Here is a 900-nt window from a genome sequence, read left to right as displayed (position 1 = left end):
GCTTTGAGTTCCCCCGCTACTTCGACCTCATGCGCTACGGCAAGTTCGCCGCCGAGGCAGCATTGGACGGCGCAGGTTTCTCCTATGAATCACACCGGTATTTTCCCATACCCCAGTCTGAACTGGATACCAATACGGCCCTGTAAACAAACATATTCCTAAATCCAAAATAAACTACAGAACAACTATGAGGACACTATTTAGAAAACCCTTTGCGTTTCTGATCGCGGTAGCCATCGTGGCGGGATTCGCCGTCAGCTCGTGCTCGGACGACGACAGTGGCGACGGAAACAATGCCGACGTTACGGCCAAGAAGGCCGTACTGGCCGACTCGATCGAAGTAGCCGAAGATCTCCTGAGCAGCACCGAAGAAGGTGTACAAGACGGACAATATACCGCCGGTTCCAAAGATGCGTTGCAGGATGCCATCGACGCGGCCCAGGCTGTGCATGACAATGCCGCCTCGACCGCCACACAGGTAGCCAACGCCACGGTGTCGTTGCATGAGGCTATGGAAACATACCGCAGCAAGGTCATACTGCCGGTAGCGGCCGAAGACTTGATCGGCCAATGGTCGTTTGACGAAGGCACGGGTATCACCGCCGGCGACGGAAGCGGCAACGGCTTTAATGGAACCTTTAAGACCGGGCCCGCGGCATGGGGCGCAGGCTTCCCCGAGTGGGCGGAAGACCGCTACGGCAATGCCAGCAAAGCGATCCACTTCAACGAGGGGGCTAACATCGAGGTGCCCTATAACACTGCGCTCAACCCCAAGAAACTCACCATTGCCTTGTGGCTCAACGCCGATGAGATCAACGCCGGCAACCGCTTCCTCGGGCTGCAATCCTGGATCGCCTATAAATTCCAGCTGCAGGAAGCCAACCGTCCCTTCCTGACCAT

General features: G+C 56.6%; 1 protein-coding gene. It reads left to right on the top strand.

What is annotated here, in order from left to right; translation table 11 throughout:
• Positions 1–187: 187 nt before the first annotated feature.
• Positions 188–900 (top strand): hypothetical protein (locus KK078_RS30280; protein ID WP_254094784.1); only part of this gene is annotated, 713 nt, incomplete at its 3' end.

Origin of the sequence: Dawidia soli, from assembly GCF_018598185.1 — a bacterium.
Lineage (GTDB): Bacteria > Bacteroidota > Bacteroidia > Cytophagales > Cyclobacteriaceae > Ohtaekwangia > Ohtaekwangia soli.
Note: the sequence above shows the minus strand (reverse complement) of the source record. Positions and strands in the feature narration are given on the sequence as shown.